The sequence below is a fragment of the Ruegeria sp. CJ3 genome (genome assembly GCF_056536725.1).
The window spans coordinates 174,440-199,689 of the sequence record NZ_JBQFQE010000001.1; the positions used below are offsets into that span (position 1 = coordinate 174,440).

General features: G+C 60.0%; 28 protein-coding genes. 14 read left to right on the plus strand and 14 right to left on the minus strand.

All coding sequences use genetic code 11. The features are described from left to right. Window positions 1–65: 65 nt before the first annotated feature. The 3 genes from ACR0J1_RS00850 to ACR0J1_RS00860 all read left to right on the plus strand — a co-directional run bounded on the left by ACR0J1_RS00850 (window position 66) and on the right by ACR0J1_RS00860 (window position 1,703). Entirely contained in the window at window positions 66–653 is a 588-nt protein-coding gene (locus tag ACR0J1_RS00850; protein ID WP_480730148.1) for a biotin transporter BioY, read from the plus strand. A gap of 142 nt (window positions 654–795) precedes the next feature. Beyond that, a complete protein-coding gene (locus ACR0J1_RS00855; protein ID WP_480730146.1) occupies window positions 796–1,350 on the plus strand; it encodes a hypothetical protein in 555 nt (184 codons plus the stop codon). An 11-nt stretch (window positions 1,351–1,361) separates the two neighbouring features. Then, window positions 1,362–1,703, plus strand: coding sequence for a hypothetical protein (locus ACR0J1_RS00860; protein WP_480730144.1), 342 nt, complete (start codon window positions 1,362–1,364; stop codon window positions 1,701–1,703). Window positions 1,704–1,738: 35 nt separating this feature from the next. Here the strand turns inward: ACR0J1_RS00860 and ACR0J1_RS00865 are convergent, their stop codons facing one another. Beyond that, the gene (locus tag ACR0J1_RS00865) at window positions 1,739–2,953 is read right to left on the minus strand and encodes a bifunctional alpha/beta hydrolase/OsmC family protein (protein ID WP_480730143.1); all 1,215 of its coding nucleotides are present in this window, start codon (window positions 2,951–2,953) and stop codon (window positions 1,739–1,741) included. Window positions 2,954–3,140: 187 nt separating this feature from the next. After that, window positions 3,141–4,484, minus strand: a complete 1,344-nt coding sequence (gene dddP / locus ACR0J1_RS00870; protein ID WP_480730142.1) for a dimethylsulfonioproprionate lyase DddP — start codon at window positions 4,482–4,484, stop codon at window positions 3,141–3,143. A 124-nt stretch (window positions 4,485–4,608) separates the two neighbouring features. Between dddP and ACR0J1_RS00875 the strand changes: the two genes are divergently transcribed. Continuing rightward, window positions 4,609–5,352 carry a heme-dependent oxidative N-demethylase family protein gene (locus ACR0J1_RS00875; protein WP_480730140.1) on the plus strand — a complete coding sequence of 248 codons (744 nt, stop codon included), beginning with the start codon at window positions 4,609–4,611 and terminating at the stop codon, window positions 5,350–5,352. 38 nt (window positions 5,353–5,390) lie between these two features. Here the strand turns inward: ACR0J1_RS00875 and ACR0J1_RS00880 are convergent, their stop codons facing one another. The 5 genes from ACR0J1_RS00880 to ACR0J1_RS00900 form a co-directional block, all read right to left on the minus strand. Continuing rightward, window positions 5,391–6,299, minus strand: coding sequence for a hypothetical protein (locus tag ACR0J1_RS00880; RefSeq protein WP_480730139.1), 909 nt, complete (start codon window positions 6,297–6,299; stop codon window positions 5,391–5,393). Window positions 6,300–6,496: 197 nt separating this feature from the next. Beyond that, a complete protein-coding gene (locus ACR0J1_RS00885) occupies window positions 6,497–7,288 on the minus strand; it encodes a lytic murein transglycosylase (RefSeq protein ID WP_480730137.1) in 792 nt (263 codons plus the stop codon). 20 nt (window positions 7,289–7,308) lie between these two features. After that, on the minus strand, window positions 7,309–7,953 hold the full coding sequence (locus tag ACR0J1_RS00890) for an MSMEG_1061 family FMN-dependent PPOX-type flavoprotein (RefSeq protein ID WP_480730136.1): 645 nt from the start codon (window positions 7,951–7,953) through the stop codon (window positions 7,309–7,311). A gap of 105 nt (window positions 7,954–8,058) precedes the next feature. Continuing rightward, window positions 8,059–9,465 carry a type I glutamate--ammonia ligase gene (gene glnA, locus ACR0J1_RS00895; protein ID WP_480730135.1) on the minus strand — a complete coding sequence of 469 codons (1,407 nt, stop codon included), beginning with the start codon at window positions 9,463–9,465 and terminating at the stop codon, window positions 8,059–8,061. Between the two features lie 34 nt (window positions 9,466–9,499). Continuing rightward, window positions 9,500–9,838, minus strand: coding sequence for a P-II family nitrogen regulator (locus ACR0J1_RS00900; RefSeq protein WP_480469443.1), 339 nt, complete (start codon window positions 9,836–9,838; stop codon window positions 9,500–9,502). A gap of 168 nt (window positions 9,839–10,006) precedes the next feature. Between ACR0J1_RS00900 and ACR0J1_RS00905 the strand changes: the two genes are divergently transcribed. From ACR0J1_RS00905 to tig, 3 genes are all read left to right on the plus strand, one after another. Further along, a complete protein-coding gene (locus ACR0J1_RS00905; protein ID WP_480730134.1) occupies window positions 10,007–11,593 on the plus strand; it encodes an NAD(P)H-hydrate dehydratase in 1,587 nt (528 codons plus the stop codon). Window positions 11,594–11,900: 307 nt separating this feature from the next. Next, on the plus strand, window positions 11,901–13,025 hold the full coding sequence (locus ACR0J1_RS00910) for a porin (RefSeq protein ID WP_480528736.1): 1,125 nt from the start codon (window positions 11,901–11,903) through the stop codon (window positions 13,023–13,025). A gap of 185 nt (window positions 13,026–13,210) precedes the next feature. Next, window positions 13,211–14,542, plus strand: coding sequence for a trigger factor (tig, locus tag ACR0J1_RS00915; protein ID WP_480730133.1), 1,332 nt, complete (start codon window positions 13,211–13,213; stop codon window positions 14,540–14,542). A 96-nt stretch (window positions 14,543–14,638) separates the two neighbouring features. On the opposite strand, the gene ACR0J1_RS00920 is transcribed toward tig, so the two are convergent. The 6 genes from ACR0J1_RS00920 to rpsF form a co-directional block, all read right to left on the minus strand. Further along, window positions 14,639–15,493: an acyl-homoserine-lactone synthase gene (locus ACR0J1_RS00920; RefSeq protein WP_480730132.1), complete on the minus strand. Its 855-nt coding sequence runs from the start codon at window positions 15,491–15,493 to the stop codon at window positions 14,639–14,641. Between the two features lie 106 nt (window positions 15,494–15,599). Next, window positions 15,600–16,301 (minus strand): autoinducer binding domain-containing protein, encoded by a 702-nt coding sequence (locus tag ACR0J1_RS00925; RefSeq protein WP_480730130.1) that lies wholly within the window; start codon window positions 16,299–16,301, stop codon window positions 15,600–15,602. Between the two features lie 232 nt (window positions 16,302–16,533). Further along, window positions 16,534–17,016 carry a transglycosylase SLT domain-containing protein gene (locus ACR0J1_RS00930; RefSeq protein ID WP_480730128.1) on the minus strand — a complete coding sequence of 161 codons (483 nt, stop codon included), beginning with the start codon at window positions 17,014–17,016 and terminating at the stop codon, window positions 16,534–16,536. Between the two features lie 153 nt (window positions 17,017–17,169). Continuing rightward, on the minus strand, window positions 17,170–17,790 hold the full coding sequence (rplI, locus tag ACR0J1_RS00935) for a 50S ribosomal protein L9 (protein WP_480730126.1): 621 nt from the start codon (window positions 17,788–17,790) through the stop codon (window positions 17,170–17,172). 12 nt (window positions 17,791–17,802) lie between these two features. Beyond that, window positions 17,803–18,030: a 30S ribosomal protein S18 gene (gene rpsR / locus ACR0J1_RS00940; protein ID WP_005982441.1), complete on the minus strand. Its 228-nt coding sequence runs from the start codon at window positions 18,028–18,030 to the stop codon at window positions 17,803–17,805. Between the two features lie 27 nt (window positions 18,031–18,057). After that, complete coding sequence (rpsF, locus tag ACR0J1_RS00945; RefSeq protein ID WP_039529890.1) at window positions 18,058–18,411, minus strand: 30S ribosomal protein S6; 354 nt, start codon at window positions 18,409–18,411, stop codon at window positions 18,058–18,060. 279 nt (window positions 18,412–18,690) lie between these two features. Here rpsF and ACR0J1_RS00950 point away from each other — a divergent pair, with 279 nt between their 5' ends. Both ACR0J1_RS00950 and ACR0J1_RS00955 read left to right on the plus strand, forming a co-directional pair. Continuing rightward, window positions 18,691–19,200 carry a hypothetical protein gene (locus tag ACR0J1_RS00950; protein WP_480730124.1) on the plus strand — a complete coding sequence of 170 codons (510 nt, stop codon included), beginning with the start codon at window positions 18,691–18,693 and terminating at the stop codon, window positions 19,198–19,200. A gap of 126 nt (window positions 19,201–19,326) precedes the next feature. Beyond that, window positions 19,327–19,899 (plus strand): YceI family protein, encoded by a 573-nt coding sequence (locus ACR0J1_RS00955; RefSeq protein WP_480528743.1) that lies wholly within the window; start codon window positions 19,327–19,329, stop codon window positions 19,897–19,899. 53 nt (window positions 19,900–19,952) lie between these two features. On the opposite strand, the gene ACR0J1_RS00960 is transcribed toward ACR0J1_RS00955, so the two are convergent. Continuing rightward, the gene (locus tag ACR0J1_RS00960; RefSeq protein ID WP_480730122.1) at window positions 19,953–21,179 is read right to left on the minus strand and encodes a cytochrome b/b6 domain-containing protein; all 1,227 of its coding nucleotides are present in this window, start codon (window positions 21,177–21,179) and stop codon (window positions 19,953–19,955) included. Between the two features lie 174 nt (window positions 21,180–21,353). Between ACR0J1_RS00960 and fabD the strand changes: the two genes are divergently transcribed. From fabD to ACR0J1_RS00985, 5 genes are all read left to right on the plus strand, one after another. Next, a complete protein-coding gene (fabD, locus tag ACR0J1_RS00965; RefSeq protein ID WP_480730120.1) occupies window positions 21,354–22,292 on the plus strand; it encodes an ACP S-malonyltransferase in 939 nt (312 codons plus the stop codon). A 41-nt stretch (window positions 22,293–22,333) separates the two neighbouring features. Then, window positions 22,334–23,071 carry a 3-oxoacyl-[acyl-carrier-protein] reductase gene (gene fabG / locus ACR0J1_RS00970; RefSeq protein WP_480730118.1) on the plus strand — a complete coding sequence of 246 codons (738 nt, stop codon included), beginning with the start codon at window positions 22,334–22,336 and terminating at the stop codon, window positions 23,069–23,071. A 208-nt stretch (window positions 23,072–23,279) separates the two neighbouring features. Then, window positions 23,280–23,513, plus strand: a complete 234-nt coding sequence (locus tag ACR0J1_RS00975) for an acyl carrier protein (protein ID WP_008756330.1) — start codon at window positions 23,280–23,282, stop codon at window positions 23,511–23,513. Window positions 23,514–23,655: 142 nt separating this feature from the next. After that, on the plus strand, window positions 23,656–24,195 hold the full coding sequence (locus ACR0J1_RS00980; RefSeq protein ID WP_480730116.1) for a GNAT family N-acetyltransferase: 540 nt from the start codon (window positions 23,656–23,658) through the stop codon (window positions 24,193–24,195). Window positions 24,196–24,318: 123 nt separating this feature from the next. Further along, entirely contained in the window at window positions 24,319–25,062 is a 744-nt protein-coding gene (locus ACR0J1_RS00985) for a 1-(5-phosphoribosyl)-5-[(5-phosphoribosylamino)methylideneamino]imidazole-4-carboxamide isomerase (RefSeq protein WP_480730115.1), read from the plus strand. The last annotated feature ends 188 nt before the right edge of the window (window positions 25,063–25,250 follow it).

The window sequence follows — 25,250 nt, forward strand, 5'->3', positions numbered from 1 at the left end:
TGCAGCACCGCCCCGGAACGGGCATTGCTGCACCTGCAAATAAGTCCACAAGTGGAGAAAACAACATGAATGCAAACGTTCTGGCCAATGCCTTTGGCCCGCGTGAGGGGACGGCGCTGCGCGTCAAACAGGTGGTTCTGGTTGCTCTGGGCATCGTGGCGCTGGCCGTGGCCGCCAAGATCAAGGTTCCGATGTGGCCGGTTCCGATCACCATGGGCACCTTCGCCGTGCTGACCATCGGCACCGCCTATGGCGCGCGTCTGGGCCTGATCACCATGCTGGGCTACCTGCTGGTCGGCGCGCTGGGCTTTGACGTTTTCGCAGGGTCCTCGGCCGAGAAATTTGGCCTGACCTACATGATGGGCGGCACTGGCGGCTATCTGGTCGGCTATGTTCTGGCGGTACTGGCGCTGGGCGCTCTGGCCGCGCGCGGCTGGGACCGTTCGGTTGGCAAGCTGGCGCTGGCGCTGGTTCTGGCCAACGTCCTGATCTATGTCCCCGGCCTGCTGTGGCTGGGTCAGCTTTACGGCTGGGACAAGCCGATCCTGGAATGGGGCCTGACGCCCTTCCTGGTCGGTGATGTGATCAAGCTGGCGCTGGCCGCGCTGCTGATCCCCGGCCTGTGGAAGCTGGTGGGCGACGCCCGCACCTGATCCAACGCTGTTCTGGCAAAATCCGAACCCGCATCCGAGAGCCTCGGGTGCGGGTTTTTCGTTGCGCCTCCAACGTCATACTGGACAAAGGCGGCAACCACAGTTCAATCTGAGACCTGAGAAACCATCAGGTTATTGAGATATGCGTATTCCATTGACATCAGCGCTCGCCCTTTGCGGCGCGTTGTGGCTTGCGGGCACCGCCCGGGCCGATACACCTGTTACTTACACGGATGCAGGGCAGGCTCTGTTCAGCTTCGAGGTTCCCGATTTCTGGACCGTCCGCACCGGAGGCCCGCGCGAGATCGAGGATACCCAGTTGGGTGATGCGCGCGCCGTCGCAAGGGTCATGGGGATCAGGCCGTTTACGGATGACGCGGTCTGGATGGGCTTTGTCTCGCCCGCAGGCGTCAGCGACATCCAAGGAGGAATCCGGTATCTGGAGGATATCGACAAGTTCCTTGTCAAAGAACCGGTCGTCAGCGGCACCAGCGACACAAGGATCGGCGGTCAGCCCGCCCGGGTGATCCGGGGCACGGGCAGGCGGGACGGGCGCGGAGTGAACTTTACCGCGACAGTGATCGACCTGCCAAAGGGCCGCGTGGCCATCGCGGTGGCGATCCTGCGGGATGGGGCCGACCCGGCCTATGTGGACGATCTGAACGACGTCTTCGCGTCGTTCCGGTCCTTGAAGTGACGGAGGCCCGGATGACACGCAAAATGCTCAAACGATCCGCTCTGGCCCTCGGCCTTGGTGTGGCAACGCTGACCCTCTCGGCCTGCGATGGGGTCACGGTTGGCGTCGGTTACGGGTACGACCCGTTCTATGACTCACTGCTGTGGAATGATTACTACCATGACCGCGACGTCGATATAGACGTCGACATCAATCGGCCCGACCGTCCGGACCGCCCCAAGCCTCCGGTTTCGAAGCCGCCCGCGCGACCGAAACCGCCGGTCGCCAAACCGCCCGCCCGTCCGCGCCCGCCCGTGGCACGCCCTCCGACGGCGCGACCGCCGATCCACCGGCCGGCACCGCGGCGGCGTTAGGTAAAGGGGGCTGCAAATGCGGCCCCCTTTCGCGTTTAGGCAATCAACTCGGTGGTGATCTGGGCACTACCTTCCAGGGTGCGATGCACGGGGCATTTATCCGCAATCTCCAGCAGTCTCGCCTTCTGATCTGCATCCAGCGGGCCCTCCAGCCGGATTTTGCGGCGGAACTGGTCGACCTTGCCCTCGCTCGCAAGACCGGCATCCTGAGCGTGCACCTTGTTGTGGCAGACATCCACGGTAACCCCAGTCAGCGGCCACCGCTTGCGCCGGGCATACATCCGGATTGTCATTGAGGTGCAGGCCCCTAGACCCGAGGACACAAAGCCATAAGGCGACATCCCCCGATCGGTCCCGCCATACGAGGCTGGCTCATCGGCCACCGCATGATGGCGTGGCCCCGACTGGATGTCCTGCAAGAAACCCGCGGGATCGGCTTCGGTCACGCGCACGACGCCCTCGGGCGCGCCGGGCGGCGGGGCAGGCGGGCAGAGCTTGACATAGCGCGACACCCAGGCGGCAATGACATCGGCGGCATATTCGGCATCCGCCGCGCGGGTGATCAGATGGTCAGCATCATCGAGCGTAACAAAGCTCTTGGGATGTTTGGCGGCCAGAAAGATGGCGCTGGCATTGTCGATGCTGACGGTTTCATCACGCGGTGCGTGCAAGATCAGCAGCGCAGCCTTCAGATCGGCAATGGACGGGGTCAGCGCGGCTTCTGAAATGTCATCCACAAAGGCCTTGCCGATCCGGAACGGGCGCCCGCCCAACGACACCTCGGCGCTTCCCTCGGTTTCGATCTCGGGCAGAGCGGCCTCGAAATGATGCGAGACGTGTCCCGGATCCGCCGGAGCCCCCAGCGTCACCACAGCCTTGACCGAGGGAATGCCCGCCCGCGCCCGCAAAACCGCTGCCCCGCCGAGAGAATGCCCGATCAGCAGGGCCGGAGCCATGTCGCGCCCCGCTAGATACTGCGCCGCCGCAATCAGGTCCGAGACATTCGAGGTAAAGGTTGTGTTGGCAAACTCGCCGCCTGAATGGCCCAGCCCGGTAAAGTCGAACCGCAGCACCGCAATTCCCATCGCCGCCAGCCGCGCCGAAATGCGCCGCGCTGCCGGAATATCCTTCGAACAGGTGAAACAATGCGCAAACAATGCCGTCGCCAGAACCGGCCCATCCGGCAGATCAAGGCGCGCGGCCAGCTGGCTGCCGTCGTGACCGGCAAAGGTGATGCGTTCGGTGGGCATGGAAAAACTCCTGTATCTTCCCCTACAGAGTGTGCCGCCCAACGCCACATCTCAACCCGCAAGGCCGCTCGCTCACGCGGAGGTGACCACCGGCCCCAATCCTTCTTCTGTTCAAAAATACTTCGGAGAGCGCGAGAGGCAGCGCCTCTCGCCCGGTTTGCCGCGCGCATGCGCGGTGGACCGGCCCCTAGCGCGCACCCATCAACCGCTCGTCAAACGGATAGGTTGTCAAGTTTTCATACCCGTCCTCGGTGATAAGCACCTGATCTTCCAGCTTGATCGAGAAATCACCGCCAACCTCACCCACCGCGGCCTCGACACACAGCACCATGCCCGGTTCCAGCGGATAGTCATAGGCCCCCTCAACCGCCTTGTCGGGATAGGCCACCAAGGGCCACTCGTCGCACAGACCCACCCCATGCATCAGGCAGCCGTATTTCTGCGCCTGAAACTTGTCGTCCAGCCGATGCGTGTTGGCCGTCAGATCGGGGATCATGACGCCGGGTTTCAACATCTCCATATTGGTCATGATGTGTTCATGTGCATGCTGCATGGCATAAATCATGTCGGCGCGCGGTTTTTCATCGCCGATCCACCACGTCCGCGAGATATCGACGCAAATGCCATAAGACCCGATCAGGTCCGTATCGAACGCGATGATCTCATTCTGCTGCGTGATCCGGGGCCCGCATTCCTGAAACCACGGGTTCGTGCGCGGCCCCGAGGCCAGCAGACGGGTCTCGATCCACTCGCCGCCCCGGCGAATGTTCTCGGCGTGCAGAACCGCCCAGATGTCATCCTCGGACGTCTTGCCATCGCCCACATTGGCCCGCGCGAACTGCTCCATTTCAGCCACGGCGGTTTCGCAGGCATAGCTGGCGCAGCGCATGGCGAGGATTTCATCCGGCCCCTTCACGGCGCGTGTCTTCTCGGTTAGTTCCTCTCCTTCCATGACCTCGAACCCTTGCGCCTCAAGCGCGCGCAGCCCGTGCAGCATGATCTTGTCGACACCCAGCCGCCGGTTACTGCCGCCATGGGCATCGATCAGCATCCGCACCTCGTTTGCAAACACATCCGCAGCCACATCGACCTTGTCACCCCGGTCGAAATAGAACAGGTCCGCGCCCGAGCGCTGCTCGCGTACCAGCGGGTTGAACTTCGACAGAAACGGAGAGTTCTTGTAGTCCCAGATCACCATGTATCCGTCGGCGCAGACCAGCACGGCCCGGAACGGGTTGTGTGTGTTCCACAACTGCATATTGGTGCTGTCAGTCGCATAGCGGATGTTGAGCGGATCAAACAGCAGCACACCGCCCCAGCCGCGCGCAACGATGCCTTGAGTCAGCCGCCGCCAGCGGTATTCCCGCATCCGCCCAAGATCGGGCAGGCGCAGGCCTGCAGCGGTCCATTCGTCAAAGGCAAGCTGCGTGGGGCCGATCTCGATCCGGTCATTGTCATTGGGGCTGCCGTCGCCCAGCACAGTGCCTCGGCTGGGGTCAATCTTGCGGCTGTCGCGGTAGTGTTCGTTCACGGGCGGACCTCGCTGCTTACCCTTTCAGCCTGCAAAGCCCCTGACGCCGCGTCTTTGAGATTTGCGACGGAATAGGCGTCGCTTTTTGACCGACAGGGCTGGGACGGGATGTTATGGCTGCATCATGACCGAGATCTTACAGCTGGAAATCCCCTATGATCCGCTGGCCCCGAACCCCTTGCCGGGGATGCGGCCGGCCGATCCGGACAACTGGCTGCACCGCGACGATGCCTTTGCAGCGCAGATGCAGCGGCGGGCGGGTCTGTTGGCGCAGCACGGGGCCGAGGTTCTGGCCCAAAGCGCGCAGGCGTTGGCCCCGGCGCAGGAATTGCTGGACCTCGTGCTGGCGCAGGCCTACGCGGGCCTGTCCGATCAAGTCACGCGCCCTGACGGAGTTCAGGTTCGCATTAACCAAGCGCGCCCGCTCGAAACGTTGTGCCATCTGGTGCAGGAGGATTTCTGCATCCTGCAGAAACAGGGGGACGAACACGTCCTGACCGGGGCGATCCTGTGCTTTCCGGCCAGTTGGCGGCTGTCCGAGAAATTCATGCGGCCCTTGCTTGCGATCCATACGCCGGTCGACGCCTATGACGAGAACATCGCCCGCCGGGTCCAGCGCCTGTTCGACGGCATTCAGCCCGGGCGCCCGCTGTGGCGGTTCAATGCGCTGTGGTATCAGGATGCCGAACTGTTCCAGCCCCGCAGCATGCATCAGCGCCGCGACCCGCGCGACAAAGGCACAGCCCGCTATCTGCGCAGCGAACGCCAGACCCTGCTGCGGCTGCCGCAGACCAAGGCCGTGGTGTTTGCGATCCACACCTATGTCATGGCCGCAGAACGCCTCTCCCAAATGGAAAACCCCGCCTGACGGCGGGGCCTCCAAGGAGGGTCTTCTCGGTTATTCGTTTACATGCCCAGGACGCTGGCGACCTCGGCAAAGGCATTTGTGCTGTTCAGGCCAAAAATGGCCGTCGTGAAGGCCAGAACCTGAGTGTTCAGGCGGAAATCCTCGCCCCGGATCAGGTTGACGGCGGCCATGGAAATGGCGATCGGGGCTGACACACTGGCCACCGCGCCGGTCATTCCCCAGCTCGTCAGCCGCAGGATATCGCTCGGGCGCTCGGGGTCATCGGGCGCTTGCCCAGGGGCCTCGGGGGGCTGGGTCGTCTCGGTTTCGGTCCGAAAGGCGATGCTCAGCAGTTGCTCGTCGCTCAGCCGGATCGGGCGCGGGTTCGGCTTACTGGGTTCGGCGAAGGCCTCATCTGCTTCGGGCAGATCAAGGCCTGCAAAGGGTCCGCTGACAGCTTCGAAAATCTGCTTGCGGTTCCGGGGCTTGCGCGGCGCAATTGAATCGAATGCGCTCATGAACTGCTCGACCGTCAGCACGGTCTTGGGTGACAGCCACTCGACCCGTTGGGTCGAACAGATATCGACCATGCGATAGAGGATCACCACAAGCATCAGTTCGGAAAGCTCGCTGTCATCCAGCAGGCTAGACACCGGGCTGATCGAGATCGCCAAACGGTTGTCGAGCATGGATACGGCAGGCCGGGTCAGCGTCCGCAACCCTGCTGCCCGGTCCATCCGTTCGTGATGGGACCGGCCCGTCTGCTCGGAGGAGGGGTCCAGCGTCAGGCGTACAAGATACTGGCTGGTGACAATGCTGGCCTCGGATGGGCTCAGCAGCGTCTTGCGCTCGACCAGATGCCCATAATCCTCAAGCGTGGCCGTGACCACATCGCAGAACCGCTTGAGCGCGCCGTCCGCCGCGCCGTTGAACTGAAGACCACCGTGATAGCTATGCTTTGAGGTCACAGCATGTTCCTTCGCCGTAATAATTCTCACGACAGGTTAACCGCCGATCTGGCGCAAATTTTGACGGAAAGGGAAAAAAGTCAGAAATCTTCGGTATTGATTACGCTTTGGAAACCAAGAAATTAAAGGATGGTGTTAATCTATGTGGCGGGAATGTGGCCAAATCTGGGTTGCGCCATGTCAAAGGCGGGGCCGGCTCAGTTATCGATTCGCCACGCCATGATCGCGATGGATTGCTGATAGACCGAGGCCGCGTTCCACTGCTGTATGACCGCAAAATTCGGCTCGCCGGGTTGATAGCCTTTTCCCGGCTTCCACCCTTTCTTACGCAGAAAATTCGCGGTCGAGGCCAGCGCGTCTGTCATGTTGTAAAAGTCGACCTGACGGTCCCCGGTGGCGTCGACACCATAGGTCAGCGCGTTACCCGGCAGGAATTGCGTATGGCCCAACTCGCCATGTTTTGCCCCTTTTGTCGCCATGGTAAGGCTGCCCTGATCCACCAGTTTCAGCGCTCCGATGGCGTGCGGGATGAAGAATTCGGATCGGCGACAATCATAGGCTAGCGTGGTGATTGCTGACACAACCGGGCTGTCGCCCATAAAACCGCCGAACCCGGTTTCCATCCCGTGGATGGCGATCAGAACACCGGCGGGCACGCCGTACTGACGCTCGAGCGCGGCATAGAATTGCGGGTTGCGGGCTTTGCGCTTGCGCCCTTGCGCAACAATCGTGTTTGCGCCGCGCACCTGCATGAATTTATCGAGCGAGTATTTAAAGCTCTTCTGATTGCGATCTGCCGCGATGGTCCGCGTCTCGTACTGCGTCTGGGCAAGCGCCTGCAGCCCTTTCTTTTTTGCGCCCCCGCGCTTGGCCTGTTTTGCGAAATCCTGTTTCCAGGCTTCAAACCCGGCGCTGGTATTGCCGCATGGGGCTGAGGCGGCAAGGCTGGGGGCGGTCAGGGCAAGTGTCAGGAGGAAAAGACGAAGCATATGTAAATCCAAAAGGCAGGTTAGTACAAATCCAGTTCTCCGGCGGCTTTCAGGCTTTCGAACCATTCATCCGGAGTTTTGTCGATTTTGGCGTGTTTGACCATCATCGCGTTCATGTTCGGCAGATGGGATGAGTCCGGCCATGCCTCGGGCTGCCACAAGTTCCCGCGGATGACGCATTTGGGGCAATGGGCAAAGACCGTCTGGACATGGATCAGCAGGGCCAGCTTGGGCGGATGCGCGTTCACAGCCATGGATTGCAGCAGATCGTGATCGGTGCAAAGACGGGCGGTGCCGCGCAGGCGCAGGGTCTCCATTTTGCCGGGGACAAAGAAAATCACGCTGACGCGCGGGTCTTGCAGGACGTTGTGAAACGTATCCACCCGCTTGTTGCCGGGCCGGTCGGGGATTGCGATCAGGCTGTCCGAGATTACCCGCACAAAACCCGCCGGATCGCCGCGTGGCGAGATGTCGAGATGCCCGGACGGGTTGGCCGAGGCGATCAGGCAAAAGGGCGAGGTCGCGATGAAGTCGCGGCACATCTGATCCAGCGCTGGCACTTCCTTCGCAACGATCTGGGGTAGCGGGGATCCGACGACCTGTTCCAGGTCTTCGGTCGAGGTGATGAAATCTGAAAACTGTGAGAAAGCGGCATCTGAGGGCATTCGATCTCTCCTGTTTCGGGTCATCCGAGTTTGAAAGATCGTGCCAGATGAAACAAGGGCGTCCGTTCGGACGCCCTTGCGAGAATTTTCGTCGAAAATTCTTGATCAGCAGCTGTAGTACATGCCGTATTCTACAGGGTGCGGAGTGTGCTCGTAGGTTTCGACCTCTTCCATCTTCAGCGCGATGTAGCCGTCGATCTGGTCTTTGGTGAACACGTCGCCCTGCAACAGGAAGTCGTGATCAGATGCCAGAGCTTCCAAGGCTTCACGCAGCGAACCACATACGGTCGGGATGTCGGCCAGTTCTTCGGCAGGCAGATCGTACAGGTTCTTGTCCATAGCTTCGCCCGGATCGATCTTGTTCTTGATGCCGTCCAGACCGGCCATCAGCAGCGCAGCAAACGCCAAGTAGGGGTTCGCAGCTGGGTCAGGGAAGCGAGCCTCAACGCGCTTGGCTTTCGGGCTTTCGGTCCACGGAATACGCACACAACCCGAACGGTTACGGGCCGAGTAGGCGCGCAGGACAGGGGCCTCAAAGCCCGGGATCAGACGCTTGTAGCTGTTGGTCGACGGGTTGGTGAAGGCATTCAGCGTCTTGGCGTGCTTCAGAACACCGCCGATGAACCACAGTGCCTCGTCCGACAGGTCGGCGTATTTGTCGCCAGCGAACAGGGGCTTGCCGTCTTTCCAGATCGACATATTCACGTGCATCCCGGTGCCGTTGTCGCCCGCGATCGGCTTCGGCATGAAGGTCGCCGATTTGCCGTAGGCGTGGGCAACGTTATGGATGACATACTTGTATTTCTGCAGCTCGTCGGCCTGTTTGGTCAGGCTGTCGAAGATCAGGCCCAACTCGTGCTGGCACGACGCAACCTCGTGGTGGTGCTTGTCGACCTTCATGCCCAGACGCTTCATGGTCGACAGCATTTCCGACCGCAGGTCCTGCGCTTCGTCGATGGGGTTGACCGGGAAATAACCACCCTTGACGCCGGGACGATGGCCCATGTTGCCCATCTCATACTCGGTATCGGTGTTCCACGACGCATCAGTTGCATCAACTTCGTAGGATACCTTGTTGATGCTGTTCGAGAAACGGACGTCGTCGAACAGGAAGAACTCGGCCTCGGGGCCCATATAGGCAACGTCGCCGATGCCCGAGGCTTTCAGGTAGGCTTCGGCCTTCTGGGCGGTGCCGCGCGGGTCGCGCTCATAGGCTTCGCCGGTGTCTGGCTCGACCACCGAGCAATGTACGCAGATGGTCTTTTCCGCATAGAAAGGATCGACATAGGCGCTGTCGGTATCGACCATCAGTTTCATGTCGGAGGCTTCAATCGACTTCCAGCCCGCGATGGACGAGCCGTCGAACATGAAGCCTTCTTCGAGGAAGTCTTCATCGACCTGATCGGCCATAAGGGTCACGTGCTGAAGCTTGCCGCGCGGGTCGGTGAAACGAACGTCGACATATTCGGCGCCTTCGTCCTTGATCAGCTGAAGAACTGCGTCCTTGCTCATTCTCTTGGTCCTCTGCTTGGAGAATTGGGTAAGATTACAGGGCTTCCGAACCGGTCTCGCCGGTACGGATGCGAATGGCTTGTTCGACGGGCGAGACAAAGATTTTGCCGTCGCCGATCTTGTCGGTTTTTGCCGCACCGACGATGGCCTCGATCGCGGCGTCGACCTGATCGTCGTCCAGCACGACCTCGACCTTCACCTTGGGCAAAAAGTCGACGACATATTCCGCGCCGCGATATAGCTCGGTATGGCCTTTCTGACGACCGAAGCCTTTCACCTCGATCACGCTGAGGCCCTGGACGCCTACGTCCTGCAGTGCCTCTTTTACTTCGTCCAGTTTGAACGGCTTGATGATCGCTTCGATCTTTTTCATTCCGGCTCACCTTGCATGGTTGTCAGGGACGCAATGATCACGTCTAAGATCGGGCGGCAATAAGGTTGCAGGTTTGCGTGGTTTGCAGTGCGGTGAAATTGGGCGGTGGATTAAATTTTGGCCTTATTGCGTAAAAAATGATCAGAATTGAATCGCTGGAGGGGTGAGATGGCGGAATTGCTGACCGCAGCGCAGATGCGGCTGATCGAACGGGCGGCGATTTCGTCCGGCAAGGTTTCTGGCCTGGAGTTGATGGAGCGAGCTGGGCAGGGTGTTGTCGAGGCGGTTCTTTCGGAGTGGCCGGCGTTGCGCGAGCGAGGGGCCAGCCCCTCGCGCTCCCCGGGATATTTGGGGCCAGATGAAGGGGATCCCTTGCGCGCTTTGGTGATGTGCGGGCCGGGGAATAACGGTGGGGACGGGTTTGTCGTTGCGCGCCTTTTGCGGGAGCGGGGGTGGGACGTGGATGTGTTCCTTTATGGTGACCCTCGGAAACTGCCGCCGGACGCGCGGGTGAACTATGACCGGTGGTGCGCGGTCGGAGAGGTTGAGGTCTGGTCAGCGGCAGCGGTTGCGGGGCTGTCGGGGTATGATCTTTACGTGGATGCGGTATTTGGGGCTGGTCTGACGCGCGCGCCTGCGGCTGAGGTTTTGGAGCCGCTGGTGCAGCTCTATGCGGCGGGGGAAACCTTTGGTCGTATGGTGTGTGTGGATGCTCCGACCGGGTTGTGCATGGATAGTGGGCGGGCGCTGAGTACCGAGTTCGGCGCGGTCTATGGTTTTCTGACGGTTACGTTTCATCGTGGGCGCGTGGGACAGTTTCTTGCGGACGGGCCGCATTATTGCGGGGCGTTGCGGGTCGTCGATATTGGGCTGGACGATGCAGGCGGCAGCGATGTGAGGCTGGTTGATCAGGTTCATGGCGATCTGCTTTTGAAGGGCGGTGGTGAGCATAAATACTCTCACGGCCATGCGCTGGTTCTGTCGGGCGGTCTTGGCAAGACCGGCGCGGCCCGATTGGCGGCGCGGGGGGCGCTGCGGATCGGGGCCGGGTTGGTGACGCTGGGCGTGCCGCCTTCGGCGCAGCTTGAGGTGGCGGGGCAGATCACCGCCTTGATGATGCGCCGCGTCGAGGATGCAGAAGGGTTGTCGGGCATTCTGCAGGACCAACGCCTGAACGCCTTGTGCCTGGGTCCGGGGCTGGGGGTGCAGCGTGCCCGTGATGTGGTAAGTTCGGTGCTGGCGGCGCGGCGAGCAACGGTGCTGGATGCCGATGCGCTGACGGCCTTTAGCGATGACCCTCAGGTGTTGTTCGACCAGTTGCACGACCAGTGCATCTTAACCCCGCACGAGGGCGAGTTTACCCGCCTGTTCCCGGATATTGCAGAGAGGTTGTCGGCAACTCCCACCGGCGGACCGGCCTGTTCAAAGGTTGACGCCACGCGCGCGGCTGCAGAGCGGGCGGGATGCGTGGTTCTGTTCAAGGGAGCCGATACGGTGATTGCCGCGCTGGATGGGCGATGCTCGATCAATGCGGCGGTGTATGAGCGTTCCGCGCCGTGGCTGGCAACAGCTGGGTCGGGCGATGTGCTTGCCGGGTTCATCACCGGGCTGCTGGCGCGTGGGTTTGAACCTATGCAGGCCGCTGAAACTGCCGCCTGGTTGCATGTCGAATGCGCACGGCAATTCGGACCGGGCCTGATCGCCGAAGACCTGCCTGAGCAGTTACCTTCAGTATTCAGAGAACTTGATATTTAGTTATTATAAGCCCAGAATGACTGGCAGGAGGTCAAAGCGGCAATGTTCGCCGGTTGGCGGCGAAGTTGGACGTGACGGGTGTTTGCTTCAGGCAGAGCGCAGCGTCACTCTTCATCAGAGAGACCGGCCGGGGGTCTCTCACGCGTGAATGTAAATTGTTGATAATAAATTATTCCCTGCAGTTCCCGGCGTTTTGTGTAGCGGATAGGCGATGCCGCCCGGATAAGGGCAGCGGGATATTGAAACCATTTCGTGTTTCGGGGGCGTTTGAGCAGGACCTGAAACAAAACCATTCATGGTGAATGATATGACAGTGAATATTAAGCTGACTTCGATAACTGCAGCGCTGGTCGCAACAACCGCGATCCCCGCAGCCGCCGAGTTGAAATACGAAAACAACACCGGCGGATATGTGCTGCTGTATGGGCAGCTTCACCCGGCCATCGTATCGGTCGATGATGGGCAGGAGACCGAAACCCGACTGCTGGACAATGACCTGTCCAACAGCCGCGTTGGCCTTCGGCTGATGCAGCCCTATGGCAACAGTGAATTCATGTTCCGTTTTGAAACCGGTCTTGGACTGCCCAGCACCGGCACGGCCAATCAGGACGGGACAAACAACGACGGCTGGAGCCGCGAGGATATCCGGCATGTCGATTTCTCGCTAGAAGGGTCCTACGGCAAGTTTTCAGCCGGGCAGGGCAGCATGGTTGCCGATGGCGCGGCCGAGGTCGATCTGTCTTATGTTGGAACCGCCCTCTATTCCTTTACCAATGACGAGAACGGTGCCTTTTTCTATCGCGCCACCGACGGCGTGCTGAGCGATATTACCGTCGGGGATTCCAGCAGCAACTTTGACGGCCCGCGCCGGGGGCGCATTCGCTATGACACGCCCAGCTTCAGCGGGTTCACCGCCGGGATCGCCTATGGTCAGAACATCCTGTCCAGCAGCGATGATGACGACTATTTCGACATCGGCGTGAACTATCGCAACACCTTTGCCGGGGGCGTCGAATTCGCCGCAGCGCTGGCCTATGCGGTGCGTTCGCGTGATGGCGGCGGCGGAGACCGGAAGGATACGCTGGGCTCGGCCTCGGTTCTGCTGCAGAACGGGCTGAGCTTTACCATTGCTGCCGGGACGCGGGATGATGATGCCGAAGGTGCGTCTGACCCGAACTACTGGTACGGCAAGATTGCCTATCAGGCCGATTGGGTTTCCTGGGGCCAGACCGGCATTGGCATCGACTATTATGACGGCTCCGATTTCGTCACCGATGGTTCGGACACCAAGGCCTGGGGTATCGCCGTCGTGCAGCGGATCGACAGCATCAATACCGATGCCTATCTGAAATATCGCAACCACGACTTTGATGACGGCACCTCGTTCGACAACAACGAAGCGTGGGTTCTGGGCGCGCGCTGGCGCTTCTGATCGCAAGCCGTCGCGAGGATCAAACGCCCCGGTCTGTTCCGGGGCGTTTTTTCACCTGTGGCGCAGGCAAAACCGGGCTGATCCGGGCTTTGCCTCTTGCGCGCGGGCGGCTGGGCAAATAGAAGGCGTCAAATTTGCCCGGCGCGCCCGTTTTGCGCGCCCCGAATCCTATGGGGACTACCATAATGCAGGTTACCGAGACGCTGAACGAAGGTCTGAAACGCGGCTACAACATCGTTGTGAGCGCAGCCGAGCTGGACGACAAGGTCAACGAAAAGCTGACCGAAGCGCAGCCCGAAGTTGAAATGAAGGGTTTCCGCAAAGGCAAGGTGCCGATGGCGCTGCTGAAAAAGCAGTTCGGCCAGCGTCTGCTGGGCGAAGCGATGCAGGAAACCATCGACGGTGCGATGAACAAGCACTTTGAAGACAGCGGCGACCGCCCTGCGCTGCAGCCCGAGGTCAAGATGACCAATGAGGACTGGAAAGAAGGCGACGACGTCCATGTCGAGATGTCCTACGAGGCGCTGCCCGCCATCCCCGAGGTTGACCTGAAATCGGTCGAACTGGAGAAGCTGGTTGTCAAAGCTGACGACGCTGCAGTCGAAGAGGCGCTGAACAATCTGGCCGAGACCGCGCAGAACTTCAAAGCGCGCCGCAAGGGTTCGAAAGCCAAGGACGGCGACCAGATCGTGTTCGATTTCGTTGGCAAGGTCGACGGTGAAGAGTTTGAAGGCGGTTCGGCCGAAGACTATCCGCTGGTTCTGGGTTCCAACAGCTTCATCCCCGGCTTCGAAGAGCAGCTGGTTGGCGTGAAGGCTGAGGAAGAAAAAGACGTCAACGTCACCTTCCCCGAGGAATACGGTGCCGAGCATCTGGCGGGTAAGGACGCGGTCTTCACCTGCACTGTCAAAGAGGTGAAGGAACCCGTCGCGGCTGAGGTCGACGATGAGCTGGCCAAGAAATTCGGCGCCGAGGATCTGGCCGCGCTGAAAGGCCAGATCGCCGAGCGTCTCGAAGCTGAATATGCCGGTGCCTCGCGCGCTGTGATGAAGCGTGCTCTGCTGGATGTGCTGGACGAGAAGGTTTCGTTCGAGCTGCCGCCGTCGCTGGTTGAGGCCGAGGCCAAGCAAATCGCACATCAGCTGTGGCACGAGGAAAATCCCGACGTCGAAGGCCACGACCACGATCCGATCGAGCCCACCGACGAGCACACCAAGCTGGCCGAGCGCCGTGTGCGTCTGGGCCTGCTGCTGGCCGAGCTGGGCCAGAAGGCCGAGGTTGAGGTTACCGATGCCGAGATGACCCAGGCGATCATGAACCAGGCGCGTCAGTACCCGGGTCAGGAACGCCAGTTCTTCGAGTTCGTGCAGCAGAACGCCCAGATGCAGCAACAACTGCGCGCGCCGCTGTTCGAGGACAAGGTCGTCGATTATGTGTTCGAACTGGCTCAGGTCGCGGACAAGGAAGTCAGCAAGGACGACCTGCAAAAAGCCGTTGAGGCGCTGGAAGAGGAGTAAGCCTCTTTCCCCCAACGATGGTGGGGGCACAAAAATACGGAGCCGTCTGGAAAGGACGGCTCCGCTTGGGTGGCTTTATGCTATGAGGTGAGGGGGTCAGGCCTCATGAGCTAAAGCACGGGGGGTTCGGAGCAAAGCGGTTTTCTGTTCGGGGGTGAACCGATCCGAAAGCGCTTCGATAAGTTTCAGAACATCTTTGACTTCGGCCTCTGATCGCGCCGCGTGCATCTGCTCGACAAAGTATTTCTCGAGCTCGGACAACGGCTGGTGGTTGCGGTTTGCAACACTGGATTCTGCCAATTTCTTTTTGTTGAACAAAGCAAGCGCTTGCTCTTCTTCAAGGAAAACATCGTCCTGGATGCCGGCGAACTCACGCAGGCTGTCGATGCGTTCCTGAGTACAATCTACCAGAGCTGCGAGGGCAGAGACTTTGCCCATCGGCACGGTTTTCCCGACATAGTCGTAGGGGGCACAGTTCGAGCGCTTGAGCACCCGATCCATCACGGGATCGATCACCGTCACGATGTCCTGAACACCTGCCTTGATCGCATATTCCAGCGAGCCAATCATCAGTTCACAGGTGGCGTAAGACAGCGAGTTTTCGCCGACGCCGCGCTTCAACCGCTGGGTATCCACGCAGAACCGGGTCGATTCCCACAGCGTCGCACTTCGGATCGGCGGCTCACCATCCAAAATGGCCGAGAATACGTCCGCCAGCATATGAGGGCCGGTTGTCTGCAAGGCACGTACCGCGGCGACGACATTCCCCCCGTCGTCGAGCCCGATTACGTATGTTGGATCCAAATGATCGAACTCGTCGATCTCTTTGCCGTCTTTGATTTTTACTTCCCAGCCAAGACGTTCGCCAAATACGCGTGCTCTCAACTCGAACATCTCGTCAAGAATTTCGCCGAACACGTGTCTGTTCAGCCCATCTACTACGATGATCATGTCATCCCCCTTCGAGTGGTCATTCGGTAAGTAGAAGGTTACCTCGACGGGGAAGAAATTCTATTGGGGGTTTCCCGTATTTTGTTCAGATTGTGTTGTTTTTGGCCTAACCCGTACCGATGAGACCGACCGCGATGGCGCGTCCTACCGCCTGCGGCGTGGTCAGTGCGCAAAGCTTTTCGCGGCTTGATCGCAGATGGACCTCGACGGTGCGGTGCGAGATTGACAGGATATCGCCAATGTCCTGCTGCGATTTCCCTGCTGCGACCCACTGAAGGATCTCGGCTTCGCGGGTGGAGAGGTTCGGATGATACAGCGTTCCCGTGAACTCATCGGACGTAATCACGTTGTCGTGGATATGTACCGCCATAGACTGAAGGTCACCGATGACATGAGTATAGAGCTTGGCCCACTCTTCTTTTGTGCAATCGCGGGTTACGCTCAGAAAACCGATATCGCCATAGGGGCCGCGAACCGGAATGGTAACCCCTTGACTGGGAAGGCCAAAATCATGTGCGTCCCGAAAGACGCGCTGGAAGTTAGGGTTGCGTTCCAGTCGGCTCCAGTCAACCGGCGCAATGCTGCGTTTGGCCACGTGCAGGGTTGGGTCGATCATTACCAGATCGTGTTTCTGGTAGTGCTCTTTCCAATCGTCATTGTAGGTGACGTGGCCAGCAACTTTGCCCTCTGACGGGTTCATACCGGCATAGGCTGCATGGTCCATTTCAAACTTGTCGCATACCTGTTTCAAAAACTCGGTGTACCGAGTTTCGATGCTTGGCAGCGTACTTAGATCGATTATCTCCATTCTTCGCCTACAGACTATGGTTTGTACTATGGTCCGGTGGTGCTTTCGAACCCGCAACTTAACCTAGAGTGAACCCTACTTTTATCTAGCGAAGATTACGACAGCACATTTTCAAGCGTATCACAAGATATAGGGGCATTCGTCTATGCTTTTAGGCTGAGCTTTAGACAATAAAGCAAAATTGTCACTGTTCTTATGCTCTGGTGCCAAGATGAAGCTCACAAATATCGGGTCATTCAGCCGGAACCAAACCGGTCTCGACCAGCATCCCGCGCTTTTTCGCCTCGGGGTAGTAGCCCTTGGCATAGAGGAAGATCGCGCGTTGCTGATCACCGTCCGATAGCAACCATGCGCCACGCAGGTATTTGCCTGCAAATTCCAGATTGGTGTCAGCATCCAACAGCCCCTGCGCATTGCCGGTATATCCCATCGAGCGGGCGGTGGCGGGCAGGATCTGCAGCAGTCCGTAGTAGGGCCGGTTCACGGCCCAGGGACGGTGGGTGCTTTCGCGGATGGCCAGCTTGTGCACCAGTTCGCGCGGCAATTCGTAGTGGTCTGCCCATTTGTTGATCGAGGCGCGCAACTCGGGCGTTTCATTGGGATAGAGCGGCGGATCGAACGTATCTCCCCGGCTGGGCGTATCGGGGCCACTGCACGCGGCAAGTGGGGCAAAAACCAACCAAGTCAACACGGTACGGCGAAGGAGAGGGGTCATGCAAATGCTCCTGATTGCGAAGGCCGATGATATGGATCACCGGCGCGATCGCAAGGGCGGTGCGAAGCTCGGCTGAAATCTGCCGGTTTCACCGCCGAATGAAAAAGGGCCACGCAACCGCGCGGCCCCTTATACGTTCAAGGCGTCGCCGGATCAGGCTTTGGCTTCGTCTTCGTCAGCCGGAGCGTCCTCGACGACCAGATCTTCGTCTTCCGACGCGGCCGAGCCGATATCGTCAAACAGTTCGGCGATCTCGAATTCAGCAGCGGCTTCTTCTTCAGCAGCCAGTTCCTGAATTGACTTGCCCGACGCCTGCAGTTCGGCTTCTTCTTCCGAACGGGCGACGTTCATCTTGATCTCAACTTCGACCTCGGGGTGCAGTTTGACTGCCAGCGAGTGCAGACCCAGTTCCTTGATCGGTGCGATCAGGGCGATCTGTTTCTTGTCGACGGTGAAACCCGCCTCGGTCGCGGCGTCTGCGGCGTCACGCGGGGTGACCGAGCCGTAGAGCGCGCCGGCATCCGATGCCGAGCGAATCACAACGAACTGCTGACCGTCCAGCTTTTCAGCCAGTGCTTCAGCTTCTTTCTTGGTTTCCAGGTTATGCGCCTCAAGCTGCGCCTTGCGGGCTTCGAACGAGGCGATGTTCGCTTCGGACGCGCTCAGGGCTTTGCCCTGGGGCAGCAGGAAGTTGCGGGCGTAGCCAGACTTGACGTCAACGACGTCGCCCATCTGACCCAGTTTCGCAACGCGTTCCAGCAGGATAACTTGCATGTCAGTCTCTCCTTACTTCACGGCGTAGGGCAGCAGGGCGAGGAAGCGGGCGCGCTTGATAGCACGAGCCAGTTCACGCTGCTTTTTCGCCGAAACGGCGGTGATGCGCGAAGGAACGATCTTGCCACGCTCAGAGATGTAGCGCTGCAGCAGACGGGTGTCTTTATAGTCGATCTTCGGCGCGTTGTCGCCCGAGAATGGGCAGACCTTGCGGCGGCGGAAAAATGGTTTTGCGGCCATGGTTTAAGTCCTTTCGTCAGGCGTTGATCAACGGCGCTCGCGGCGGCCTTCGCGCTCATCGCGCTTCTGCATCTGGACCGAGGGGCCCTCGGCATGCTCGTCGACCTTGATGGTCAGAACGCGCATGACGTCTTCATGCAGGCGCATCAGGCGCTCCATTTCCTGAACGGCGCCAGCGGGGGCGTCGGTCTTCAGGAAGGAATAGTGACCCTTGCGGTTTTTGTTGATTTTGTAAGCCATCGTCTTGACGCCCCAGTACTCGCTGTCGACGACGTTGCCGCCGTTGTCAGCCAGAACGGTGCCGAAATGTTCGACAAGGCTTTCTGCCTGCGCGTTGGACAGATCCTGACGCGCGATCATTACATGCTCATACAGTGGCATGTGCACTCCTGTTTATATCAAGGCGCATTTCAAAGGCGGGGCCATATGGTCCTTCGCGACCCTGCCACGAGAGGCTGCGCGATTCATAACTCTTGCGAAGGATGGCCCCGTATACACGTTTATGACGGCGGGGCAAGCCCTGCCACATATGCCCCTGTGAAGTCGCCCAATTTCCACTGGCGCGCCCAATTCCTGACGCTTTTCAAGCCGAGGTTGTTCTCAACCCCGGCGACACCCGGGCATTTGGAAAACCACAGACAGGGCAGGACAATGGCCGTCATGAATACAAATACTTTTGAAAAAGCAGCGCCCGCCGCGATCTTTGAAAAATCCGTTCCGGTTCTGATTACCTTCGCTCCGAACTGGCGCGCCCGGATGGTGCTGCTGCGCGTTCTTGGGGCGTTTGTGATCCTGTCCGCCTTCTCGATGTGGCTGATGCCCGGATCGGTCATGGGCGCCGAGGTCTGGCCGATCAAGCTGGTGGCGTCTCTGATGTTCCTGATTGTTGGTGTCAGCCTGCTGACCATCGATGTGATGGATGCCCGTCCAGATGCCTATTTCGATCCCATCCGCCGCGAGGTCCGCATTCTGCAGAAGAACGAAAATGGTCGCCCGCAAACGGTTCTGCGCCGCAGCTACGAGTCGCTGGGCGGCGCGCGGTTTGCCGATGATCAGGTCGAACTGTTTGACGTCGACGGCAGCCTGCTGATGAAGCTGCCGCTGGAATCGGCGGATGTCGGCTCAGCGCTGAAAGGTCAACTTAGCCAAAACGTAACAATTTTCGCCTGAATTCTATTCTGTTCAAAAAGGAACAGAGTTTGTGAATCAAAAAAACTTGTGTGCCGCCCTTGGGCGGCACATTTTTGTTGATGAGCAACCCACCCGGTTTGCAACACCAACATTGCGGAGATTGTTATGAAATCCACCCTTCTTGCTGCGGCACTGGCCGTTTCGGCGACCACAGCCTTTGCCAGCGCCGAAAAATACGTTCTGGACCCTAGCCACAGCCAGGTCATCTTCAGCTATAACCACCTTGGTTTTTCGACCACCACCGGCATGTTCTCGGGTTTTGAGGGCGAAATCCTGTTCGATCAGGAAGATCCCGCCGCCTCAAGCGTGAATGTTTCGATGCCGGTGATCGAGATGATCACAGGCTGGAAGCCGCGCGAAGATCACTTCATGACCGAGGATTTCTTTGGCGCAGCCGAGGGCGATCTGGTCACCTTCACCTCGACCGGTATCGAGGTGACGGGCGAGAACACCGCCAACATCACCGGCGATCTGACCATGAACGGCGTCACCAAGTCGGTGGTTCTGGATGCCAAGCTGAACCAAGTGGGCGAGCACCCGATGGCGGGCAAGCCCTGGGCCGGTTTTGACGCCACCACCACGCTGGTGCGCAGCGATTTCGATCTGGGCCAGTTCGCCCCGTTTGTTGGTGATGAGGTCGAAGTGCGTATCTCGGTCGAGGCGCAGAAAGCCGACTAAGGCATCGCCGGCAGGTAAGTCAGACCGCCGGAGGCATCCCCTCCGGCGGTTTTTTATTCGCCGCGGGTCGCGGTGAGGTCGATGGCGACCGTGACGGCAAAACCCAGCGAATCCTCTTTGGGTTGGGATGTGCCGACGTTGAAATCCAGCCGGTTCAGGTCGACCGACCCCGCCGCGCGGGCGGTGTTGCCTTCGACCTCAAGCGTAAACGGCAGCACGATGTCCAGCGCTGTACCCTTGATGGTCAGCGGCCCACGCGCCTCGTACCCGGTTTCAGTCTTGAAAAGATCCGCTTTGAACTGCGCGGTTGGAAACTGGGTGTTGTCGAAGAAATCCGCACTCATTGCCTGTTCCGCAACGGTGCCGAGGCTGAGCGAGCCGATAGCGATGGTCACATCCGCCGACCCCGCCAGCCCGGGCTCTGCGGGTTCGTCAAACGCAATCGCGGCGGTCCAGTCGGCAAAGCTGCCGGTGACGGGGCTGCCCAGCTGGGTGATGGTGATCGACAGCGATCCGTCCTGAACCTGCCAGTCTGATTGCACCTCGGTCAGTTCGGCGGTGTCGGTGGCCGCGTCCGAATGGTGCGAGAAGATGCCGATAGACCAGCCGCCGCCCAATACCGCCACCCAGACTGCCAGCGCCGCGACCGCGGGGACGGCCGAGTGATGCTGCGCGGGAGGCTCGGGGGCATGCGCGTCCCCGGGCAGCATCCGGCGCAGGGTGCTGTCCTTGTCGACGACATGGTGTTTCAGCGCGCCCATGATGTGCAGGATAAGCGATCCGCCCAGTATCCAGACGAACAGCCAGTGCAGGCTGGCGGTGAACTCGGCAACGGCTGCGGATTTCGGCACCAGAGGCAGGTTCTGGCCAAAGGGCCACAGGATCGGGGCAAAGCCTTCGGCGGCGGCGTGGTGTATCCAGCCTGTAAGCGGCACCAGAACCAGCGAGCCGTAAAGCAACCAGTGCACGGTCTCGGCGGCAAAAGCCTCGGGCTTGTTGTCGGCGTTCAGCAGGCCGGGCTTGGTCTGCGTCAGCGCCCAGAGGATTCGGGCCAGCGCCACGAAGAACACGGTAACCCCGACTGTCTTATGCAACGAAAACAGGCGGGCGGCGCGGGCGATGTCATCCTCGGTCGTGGCGATGTTCGGATCGTAGATCGCGTGGGCTAGATCGTTGGCGAACCAGCCGAGCGGCAGCGCCGTCAGGATCAGCAAGGCGGTCAGCCAGTGAAACGTCTTGGTGACGCCGCCATAGCTGGCGCGGGTGTTCGTCAGGGGCATTGGGCGGGCTCTCTGTTTTTGCTGCGCTGGCGACAGGTTAAAGGGATGGCCTGCGGACACAAGGCAGAGAAATGCACAGCAAAGGTGTCCTGATGCAGAACGCAGGCAATGCTTGTGCCGCGACGTCAGTCGGTTTACACCCCGCCGCAACCTGACATCACGCAAGAGGCACCAATGACACGCGCGTTTGTTTTTCCGGGGCAGGGCGCCCAGACCATCGGAATGGGCAAGGCTCTGGCCGAAGCATATCCCGCTGCCCGCGCCGTATTTGATGAGGTCGACGAGGCCCTGGGCGAAAAGCTGAGCGCGCTGATCTGGGATGGCGACATTGCCGATCTGACCCTGACGCAGAATGCGCAGCCCGCGCTGATGGCGACTTCGATGGCGGCGATGCGCGCGCTCGAGGCGGAGGGGGCCTCGATCCCGATGGCGTCTTTTGTGGCAGGGCATTCGCTGGGTGAGTATTCCGCGCTGGCCGCTGCCGGGGCGCTGTCGGTTGCCGACACCGCGCGCCTGCTGCGCACCCGCGGGCAGGCGATGCAAAGCGCTGTGCCGGTAGGCGAAGGCGCGATGGCCGCGATTCTGGGGCTGGACCTCGAGGCTGTGCGCGCAGTTGCCGAAGAGGCCGCGCAAGGAGAGGTCTGTCAGGCCGCCAATGATAACGACCCGACGCAGGTCGTGGTCTCGGGCGCGAAGGCCGCCGTGGAGCGCGCGGCCGAGATTGCAAAGGAAAAGGGCGCAAAGCGGGCGGTGATGCTGCCGGTTAGCGCCCCGTTCCATTGCGCGCTGATGCAACCCGCAGCCGATGTGATGGCAGAGGCTTTGGCTGCCGTCGAAATCAAGGCCCCCGCGGTGCCGCTGGTCGCGAATGTGCGCGCCGAGGCGGTGACCGACCCGGATGTGATCCGTCAGTTGCTGGTCGAACAGGTCACAGGCTCGGTGAGGTGGCGCGAAAGCGTTCAGTACATGGTCGCGCAAGGCGTGACCGAAGCGTGGGAAATTGGTGCGGGCAAGGCTTTGTCCGGCATGATCCGCAAGATTGACCGCGCCCTTGCGTGTCAGGCGGTTGGCTCGCCGGATGATGTGAAAAAAGTGACCGGCGACGGCGTATAACGGATAAACTGCCGGGCTTGGCGGTGAGGGAAGGATTTGAAATGTTTGATTTGACGGGAAAGAATGCGCTGATCACCGGGGCCTCAGGTGGTATCGGTGGCGACATTGCGCGGGCGCTGCATGGTGCGGGGGCGACGGTTGGTTTGTCGGGCACACGGGTTGAGCCCCTGCAGGCACTGGCTGCGGAATTGGGCGAACGCGCGCATGTTTTGCCGTGCAACCTTGGCGATATGGAGGCCGTCGCTGAGCTGCCGAAACAGGCGGCCGAGGCGATGGGGTCGGTCGATATTCTGGTTAACAATGCGGGCATCACGCGCGACAACCTGTTCATGCGCATGTCCGATGAGGAATGGCAGAGCGTGATCGACGTCAACCTGACCGCCACCGCCATGCTGTGTCGGGGTGTGCTGCGGGGCATGATGAAGGCGCGCTGGGGGCGGATTATCAACATATCGTCCATCGTGGGTGCGACGGGCAATCCGGGGCAGGTGAACTATGCGGCGTCAAAGGCGGGTATGGTCGGGATGACCAAATCGATAGCCTGTGAGGTGGCAAGCCGCGGGATTACGGCAAATGCCGTCGCACCGGGCTTTATCACCACGGCCATGACCGACAAGCTGACCGACGATCAGAAGTCGGGCCTCCTGACGCAGGTCCCGGCAGGGCGCATGGGCGATCCGTTGGAAATTGCCGCAGCCGTTCTGTATCTTGCAAGCCCCGAGGCCGGTTATGTTACCGGAGCCACCTTGCATGTGAACGGCGGCATGGCCATGTTGTGAGCGCGAGTCAGGGCAGATGCGAAAGCGTTTGCCTTGCGCGTTGTCTGTGTTATAGGCGGCGCATGAATCCAAGGCCGGTCGTTTAGGTCGGCCTTCTACTTTCCCGGGTCCCGGGACGCAAACCGCCCGAATGGGCACATCAAGGCCAACCCCATCGGGCAAGGGCAGAACCGGGCGGATCGCCCTGAAATTGAAATGAGGAATAGACATGAGCGACGTCGCAGATCGCGTTAAGAAGATCGTTGTTGAGCATCTGGGTGTTGAAGAGGACAAGGTTGCTGAAAACGCCTCGTTCATCGACGATCTGGGTGCAGACAGCCTGGACACCGTTGAGCTGGTAATGGCCTTCGAAGAAGAGTTCGGCATCGAAATCCCTGATGACGCAGCCGAAACCATCCAGACCTTTGGCGACGCGGTCAAATTCATCAGCGAAGCTTCCTAAGCTTATCGTTCTGAGACAAAAGCGGCGCTTCCGGGCAACGGAGGCGCCGTTTTTTTGTGCCCTGCCGCAATTCGCACTTGCCCTGAGGGGGTTACGCTCCGCACTCTGACCTCTGAGGCAAAAATTCTGAGCGGGCAAGGGCATGATAAGATCCACCCCGATGATCAACACGGCGCGTCTGACCCTGTGTGCGATGCGACCCGAGGATTTCAACCGGTTCGCCGAGATCTGGCGCGACCCCGAGGTCGTACGCCATATCGGCGGCACCCCAAAAACACGCGGCGAGGCGTGGGATTCGTTTCTGCGCAATGCCGGGCACTGGCAGATGACCGGATTCGGGCAATGGGGCGTGATGCTACAGTCGAATCGCTCTTTGATCGGGCAGGCCGGGTTCTTTTACGGCAACCGGTCGCTGGGTGAGGATTTCGACGGCTTCCCCGAGGCCGGCTGGGTTCTGGCACCGGAAATGCAGGGGCAAGGCTATGGGCACGAGGCCGCGCAGGCCGCCCATGACTGGTTTGACAGGGTTATTCCCGGTCCGCTGGTTGCGCTGATCGATGTCGATCACGCGGCCTCGCGCCGGTTGGCCGAAAAGCTTGGCTACAAGTTGCTGCGCGAGGCGGAATACCACGACACGGCAGTTCAACTGTTTCGCCGGGATGGACCTCCGTCGCGGGCGTGAAACGCATCCAGCGCTGCGATGCCGCAAACAGCATTTACTGTGCCGATCCTGTGAAAGGATGGGGCATATTGAGACACTATGGTATCGTGGAATTGCCAAAGGATTGAGCGGAGGACTTGGCTCATGAGGATTTACCCCACGATGGAGTTGCAGAACGGCCGGTGTGTCACGCTGGACAAGGGTCGTCTGGATGAAGCGATGATCTGGCACGTGGATCCGGTTGAAACTGCGCGTAGCTGGTCTGCAACCGGTGCCGAATGGATGCATCTGACCGATTTTGATGCCATCGAAGGTCGTGACACTAACTCGGAACTGGTGGAGGAGATCATTCGGTCCGCCGAAATGCCGGTGCAACTGGCCGGTGGTATGCGTACTCGTGAGCAGGTCGAATACTGGATCAATAAGGGCGCCGGCCGAATCGTGATCGGCACGCTGGCAGCCTGGGATCCTCAGTTGGTCAAGGAACTGGCCAAGCTGTATCCTGACCAGATCGTATTGGCCGTGGATGTCTGGCAGGGGCAGGTGATGACCGAGGGCTGGCGCAGCCAGAGCGCCTTTACGCCGGATGCGTTCATCGAAGCTTTTGCGGACACGCCGTTCGCCGCTATTCTGGTCACCGATATCGACAGCGACATGGAAGATGTCGAGGCGCAGCTGGGTCTGATCTCGGGTCTGGCCGAGAAATCGCGCACGCCGATCATCGCCAGTGGTGTGGTCCGGACAACCGACGATATCTCGCGTCTGGCCTACGTCTCGAACATCTCGGGTGCCATCGTTGGCCGTGCATTGTTCCGCAAGACCGTGAACCTGACCGAGGCGCTGGAGGTTGCAAACTCGGCCCACGAACCGGTCGCCGAATTTCAGTAAATCTGCGAAAGCAAAGAAAATCCGCCCCTGCCGCTTTGCAGCAGGGGCTTTTTTTGAGCTCAGAGAGCGGATGCGAACAAACCCACAGGGCTGGCGGCGCCTCATGAGCGATATGATGCCCGGTCAGATTCCGCCGTAGCCCTTGCCCCCGGACCCCGGGCCGGGGTATGAGCGGTTCTCATAACAGG